The sequence below is a fragment of the Streptomyces sp. NPDC059853 genome (assembly GCF_042731495.1).
In the GTDB taxonomy this organism is placed as follows: Bacteria; Actinomycetota; Actinomycetes; order Streptomycetales; family Streptomycetaceae; genus Streptomyces.
Genome location: NZ_JBHWJL010000316.1, coordinates 1 through 5,775 on the forward strand (window position 1 = coordinate 1; position 5,775 = coordinate 5,775).

The 5,775-nt window shown below is 69.7% G+C and carries 8 protein-coding genes; all 8 read left to right on the plus strand.

The window, feature by feature from the left end; genetic code table 11:
• Positions 1-161: 161 nt before the first annotated feature.
• A complete protein-coding gene (locus ACFV5N_RS23720; RefSeq protein ID WP_385603353.1) occupies positions 162-296 on the plus strand; it encodes a hypothetical protein in 135 nt (44 codons plus the stop codon).
• Between the two features lie 207 nt (positions 297-503).
• The gene (locus tag ACFV5N_RS23725) at positions 504-929 is read left to right on the plus strand and encodes a hypothetical protein (RefSeq protein ID WP_385603356.1); all 426 of its coding nucleotides are present in this window, start codon (positions 504-506) and stop codon (positions 927-929) included.
• 277 nt (positions 930-1,206) lie between these two features.
• The gene (gene atpB, locus ACFV5N_RS23730) at positions 1,207-2,013 is read left to right on the plus strand and encodes a F0F1 ATP synthase subunit A (RefSeq protein WP_385603371.1); all 807 of its coding nucleotides are present in this window, start codon (positions 1,207-1,209) and stop codon (positions 2,011-2,013) included.
• Between the two features lie 81 nt (positions 2,014-2,094).
• Positions 2,095-2,331 carry an ATP synthase F0 subunit C gene (gene atpE, locus ACFV5N_RS23735; protein WP_019435880.1) on the plus strand — a complete coding sequence of 79 codons (237 nt, stop codon included), beginning with the start codon at positions 2,095-2,097 and terminating at the stop codon, positions 2,329-2,331.
• A 40-nt stretch (positions 2,332-2,371) separates the two neighbouring features.
• On the plus strand, positions 2,372-2,935 hold the full coding sequence (locus tag ACFV5N_RS23740; RefSeq protein WP_385603359.1) for a F0F1 ATP synthase subunit B: 564 nt from the start codon (positions 2,372-2,374) through the stop codon (positions 2,933-2,935).
• Entirely contained in the window at positions 2,932-3,750 is an 819-nt protein-coding gene (locus ACFV5N_RS23745) for a F0F1 ATP synthase subunit delta (RefSeq protein WP_385603361.1), read from the plus strand. Before ACFV5N_RS23740 ends, ACFV5N_RS23745 begins: the two co-directional genes overlap by 4 nt.
• 113 nt (positions 3,751-3,863) lie before the next feature.
• Positions 3,864-5,435, plus strand: coding sequence for a F0F1 ATP synthase subunit alpha (gene atpA / locus ACFV5N_RS23750; protein ID WP_385603364.1), 1,572 nt, complete (start codon positions 3,864-3,866; stop codon positions 5,433-5,435).
• Positions 5,436-5,437: 2 nt separating this feature from the next.
• Positions 5,438-5,775: F0F1 ATP synthase subunit gamma (locus tag ACFV5N_RS23755; protein ID WP_385603367.1), on the plus strand; the 338-nt coding region annotated here is incomplete at its 3' end.

Consider the following 5,775-nt stretch of genomic DNA (forward strand, 5'->3'; position numbering starts at 1 on the left):
GGCGGGCGGGGTGGGGGGTGGCCGGGGGGGGGGGGGGGGGGGCGGGGGGCGCGGGCCCCGCCGGCCCCGGGGCGGCCCCGGCCCCCCCCCCCCCCCCCCCCACGGCGGGGGCCGCCACGGACGGGCGGACGGACGCGCCGGCGCCGGGGGAGCCCGGTGCCGTGCCGGAGGCCGGCGGGGCGCAGGACGCCTCCGCGGTGGCCACGGCGACCCGGGTGCGCGGGCTGAACGGGGCCACGGCGGTGGGGGAGCGGCAGCGGTTCGCGCTGCGCCGCAGGATCGACAACCGCCGGTGACGAGGGCGTCCGCCGCTGTCAAGCGGCGGACGGCAAGTTGCCTCTTCCGTGTGAGTTCTTACACGCGAACTGAGTAAAGACCTCATCAAAAAGTTTGTGATAGCGTTCACGAGAACTCGGCCCGGTGCACCAGCTGCCCGGGACCGGGACGCACGCTCACTCGTCAATGACGACAGTCGTCCGAAGCCCCGCGGGAGATCAGTTCCCATGCAGTCCAACGACGCCCGGATACTCCGAGGCGCCGCGGTCCCCACTGCCGTGGCCGGAGTCGTGGCCACCGCGGCGGGAGCCTTGCTCGCCGGGACGGAGGGCGCGCTCAGCGTCGCCCTGGGAGTCCTCATCGCCGGGGGGTTCTTCGCACTCGGCCTGATAGCTCTCGGTTATGTCAATCATCGCTGGCCCGAGTTGTTCTTCGGCGCCGCCATGGTGATATACACCACGCAGATGGGTGTGCTGTTCGTCGTGCTCATACTGCTGCGCGACGCGTCCTTCCTGCACGGGCGTGCGTTCGCCATAGGAGTGATGGTCGGAACGGCCGTCTGGCTGGCCGGTCAGGTGCGGGCCCATCTGCGCCTGAAGATCCCTTACGTGGTCCCCGAATCCTCCACGGCGTCCTCCGGCGGTCCGATGTGATCTCGGTCGCTGTGCGGCGGTCCCGCCGAACAGGGGGCGGCCTACGGACGGTCACCGCGGACTGCTATCGTCCCTCGCCGAGAGCTGAGTGGATCGCGGTGTGCCGGCTGTGCGGGACAGCCGGGCGCTTCGCCCTGACTCCCGCCGGGCCGCGCGGACTCCGCACGGACCGGTCTCTCTCCCGCCCCACCCAGTCCAGTGCCGTCCTGTGGCCTGCGGCCACGCCGACACACCGAGGTTGCCGTATCCATGCGTCACGCCGAAGGAGCTCACGGTGATGAATGACCAGGTGCTCGCCTTCGAGACCGACTGTCACCTTTTCCAGGAATGCGGCTTCCCCGCTCCGTCCGTGTGGTCGTTCATCTTCGAACCGATCTTCAACGTCGGGCCGATCGAGTTCAACAAGGCCATGCTGCTGGCCCTCCTCGGCACGGTGGCGATCCTCAGCTTCTTCTGGGCCGCCTTCGCCCGGCCGAAGGTGGTCCCGGGCAAGCTCCAGATGGTGGCGGAGGCCGGGTACGACTTCGTCCGCAAGGGCGTCGCCCGCGAGATCATGGGCAAGAAGGGCGAGCCGTACGTCCCCTTGCTGGTCTCGCTGTTCTTCTTCGTCTGGGTCATGAACCTGTGGGCCGTCGTCCCGCTGGCGCAGTTCCCGGTGACCTCGGCCATCGCCTTCCCGGCCGGTCTCGCCGTCGTGGTGTGGGTCACCTACATGACGGTCACCTTCAAGACCAACGGCTTCGTCGGTGGCCTGCGCAATCTGTGTGTGCCCAGTGGGCTGCCGAAGGGGATCTACGTGATCCTCACGCCCATCGAGTTCATCTCCAACGTCTTCCTGCGGCCCTTCACGATGGCGGTCCGGCTCTTCGCCAACATGTTCGCCGGCCATCTGCTGCTGCTGCTGTTCATCATCGGCACCTGGTACACGCTGGGCACCGTGGTCGGCACGTTCTACTCGATCACGTCGTTCGCCCTGGCGCTGGTGCTCACGGTCTTCGAGATGTTCATCCAGGCCCTCCAGGCCTACGTGTTCGTCGTGCTGACCGCCACCTACCTCTCCCAGGCGCTCGAAGAAGCGCACTGAGAGCACGCAGACCCTCACCGACCGCATGACAACCGGTGGACACACCTCCGCCGGCCCACCACAGAGAAGGAACCAACGGACATGTCCGCAGCTTTCGACACCCTCGCCGCCGTCAACGGCAACATCAACACCATCGGTTTCGGTATCGCGGCGATCGGCCCCGGTGTCGGCGTCGGTATCGTTTTCGGTAACGGTGTCCAGGCGATCGCCCGCCAGCCCGAGGCCGCCGGCCTCATCCGGCAGAACATGCTGCTGGGCTTCGCCGTCATCGAGGCGCTGGCGCTGATGGGCTTCGTGCTGGCGTTCGCCCTCAGCTGAGCGTCCCATCGAAGCCCTTACCGACGAGAGGTCCACAATCATGATCAACATGGCTGCCGAGGGGCCCCAGAGCCCCTTGCTGCCGGTGTGGCCCGAGGTCTTCATCGGACTGTTGTGCTTCGGCATCATCTTCTTCGTCTTCTACAAGAAGCTCCTCCCCTCCATCAACAAGGTGCTGGAGGAGCGCCGCGAGGCGATCGAAGGTGGCATGGAGAAGGCGGAGGCCACCCAGGCCGAAGCCCGTCAGACCCTGGAGAGCTACAAGGAGCAGCTGGCCGAGGCCCGTCACGACGCCGCCCGGCTGCGCCAGGAGGCCAAGGAGCAGGGCGCCGCGCTCATCGCCGAGATGCGCGAGGAGGGTCAGCGCCAGCGCGAGGAGATCATCGCCGCCGGCCACGCCCAGATCGAGGCGGACCGCAAGCAGGCCGCGGAGCTGCTGCGCCAGGACGTCGGCCGGCTGGCCACCGAACTGGCCGGCCGCCTGGTCGGCGAGGCTCTTGAGGACCACGCCCGCCAGAGCCGTACCATCGACCGCTTCCTGGCCGAGCTGGAGGAGAAGGCCGCCGCGGCTCCCTCCGGTGACGCCGCCGGGGCGGCACGGTGATCGGCGCCAGCCGGGAGGCCCTGGAGGGCGGCCGGGAACGGCTGAACGTGCTGTGCGACAGTACGGCCACCGATCCCGCCGCCCTGGCCGATGACCTGGCCGCCGTCACCGTGCTGCTGAACCGCGAGGTCTCGCTGCGCCGGGTCCTCACCGACCCGGCTCAGCCGGGCGAGGGCAAGGCGGACCTGGTGGGCCGGCTGCTCGGCGGACAGGTCGGCGGCCCCGCCGTCGACCTGGTCTCCGGACTGGTCCGCTCCCGCTGGTCCTCCTCCCGGGACCTGGTGGACGCGGTGGAGGAGCTGGCGGACACCGCCGACCTCATCGCGGCCGACCGGGCGGGCACCCTGGAGGCGGTGGAGGACGAGCTGTTCCGGTTCGGCCGGATCCTGTCCGCCACCCCGGCCCTGCGGTCCGCCCTCACCACCAAGGACGAGCGGTCCACCACGGCCAAGAAGGAGCTGGTGCGCCGGCTGCTGGGCGGCCGGGCCGACCGGATCACCGAGCGGCTGATCGTCCGCCTCGTGGAACATCCGCGGGGACGTAGCCTGGATCAGGGGATCGAGGCGCTGTCCGCCCTGGCGGCTGCCCGCCGTGACCGGTCGGTCGCGGTGGTCACCTCGGCCGTCCCCCTGAGCGACGCGCAGCGCGACCGGCTCGGCCGGGCCCTGGCGAAGCTCTACGGGCGCCAGGTCCAGCTGAACCTCGACGTCGACCCGGCCGTCCTCGGCGGGATCTCGGTCCGCATCGGGGACGAGGTCATCCACGGCACCGTCGCCGACCGGCTGGACGAGGTCACCCGCCGGCTGGCCGGCTGACGCGGCGGGCGCGACCGCCCGCCGCACCACCAACTCAAGAAGCACGACGAGCGGCCCGAGTTGGGCCGTAGCGCACGAACTTACGGGCCCAACAAGGAGAGCAGGGAACCCAGATGGCGGAGCTCACGATCCGGCCGGATGAGATCCGGAGCGCACTGGAGGATTTCGTCCAGTCGTACACCCCGGACGCGGCCTCGCAGGAAGAGGTCGGGACGGTCAGCGTTGCCGGTGACGGCATCGCGCGAGTCGAGGGGCTGCCCTCGGCCATGGCGAACGAGCTGCTGAAGTTCGAGGACGGCACCCTCGGCCTCGCCCTCAACCTGGAGGAGCGCGAGATCGGCGCGGTCGTCCTGGGCGAGTTCAGCGGCATCGAGGAGGGCCAGCCGGTGCGCCGCACCGGCGAGGTGCTCTCGGTCGCGGTCGGCGAGGGCTACCTGGGCCGGGTCGTCGACCCGCTGGGCAACCCGATCGACGGCCTCGGCGAGATCGAGACCTCGGGCCGCCGCGCCCTGGAGCTGCGCGCGCCCGACGTCATGCAGCGCAAGTCGGTGCACGAGCCCATGGAGACCGGCTACAAGGCCGTGGACACCATGACGCCGATCGGCCGCGGCCAGCGCCAGCTGATCATCGGTGACCGGCAGACCGGCAAGACCGCCCTCGCGGTCGACACGATCATCAACCAGCGCGACAACTGGCGCTCGGGCGACCCGAAGAAGCAGGTCCGCTGCATCTACGTCGCCATCGGCCAGAAGGGCTCCACCATCGCGTCCGTGCGCGGCGCCCTGGAGGAGGCCGGCGCGCTGGAGTACACGACGATCGTCGCCGCCCCCGCGTCCGACCCGGCCGGCTTCAAGTACATCGCCCCCTACACCGGCTCGGCCATCGGCCAGCACTGGATGTACGAGGGCAAGCACGTCCTGATCGTCTTCGACGACCTGTCGAAGCAGGCGGACGCCTACCGCGCCGTGTCGCTGCTGCTGCGCCGCCCGCCGGGCCGCGAGGCGTACCCCGGTGACGTCTTCTACCTGCACTCCCGGCTGCTGGAGCGCTGCGCGAAGCTGTCGGACGAGATGGGCGCCGGCTCCATGACCGGTCTGCCGATCGTGGAGACCAAGGCGAACGACGTGTCGGCGTTCATCCCGACCAACGTCATCTCCATCACCGACGGCCAGTGCTTCCTGGAGTCCGACCTGTTCAACGCGGGCCAGCGCCCGGCGCTGAACGTCGGTATCTCCGTCTCCCGTGTCGGTGGTTCCGCCCAGCACAAGGCGATCCGCCAGGTCACCGGTTCGCTCCGGGTCGACCTCGCGCAGTACCGCGAGCTGGAGGCGTTCGCCGCCTTCGGTTCCGACCTGGACACGGCCTCCAAGGCCGCTCTGGAGCGGGGCAAGCGCATGGTCGAGCTGATCAAGCAGGACCAGTACAACCCGTACCCCACCGAACACCAGGTCGTCTCCATCTGGGCCGGCACCAACGGTCTGATGGACGACATCCCGGTCGAGGACATCCGCCGCTTCGAGCGCGAGCTGCTGGACTGGCTCGGCCGCGAGAAGAAGGACCTGCTGACCTCCATCCGCGAGGGCGCCAAGATGTCGGACGACACGCTGCAGGCGATCGCCGGCGCGGTCACCTCCTTCAAGCAGCAGTTCGAGACCTCGGGCGGCAAGCTGCTGGGCGAGGGCTGATCATGGGCGCTCAGATTCGTGTCCTCAAGCGCCGGATCAAGTCCGTCACCGCCACGAAGAAGATCACCCGGGCGATGGAGATGATCGCCGCCTCGCGCATCGTCAAGGCGCAGCGCAAGGTGGCGGCGTCCGCGCCGTACGCCGACGAGCTGACCAACGCGGTCACCGCCGTGGCGCACAGCTCGGACGTCAAGCACCCGCTGACGACCGAGGTGGAGCGCCCGCGGCGGGCCGCGCTGCTGCTGATCACCAGCGACCGCGGCCTGGCCGGCGGTTACTCCTCCAACGCCCTCAAGGCGGGGGAGCACCTGACCAGCGAGCTGGTGAGCGAAGGCAAGGA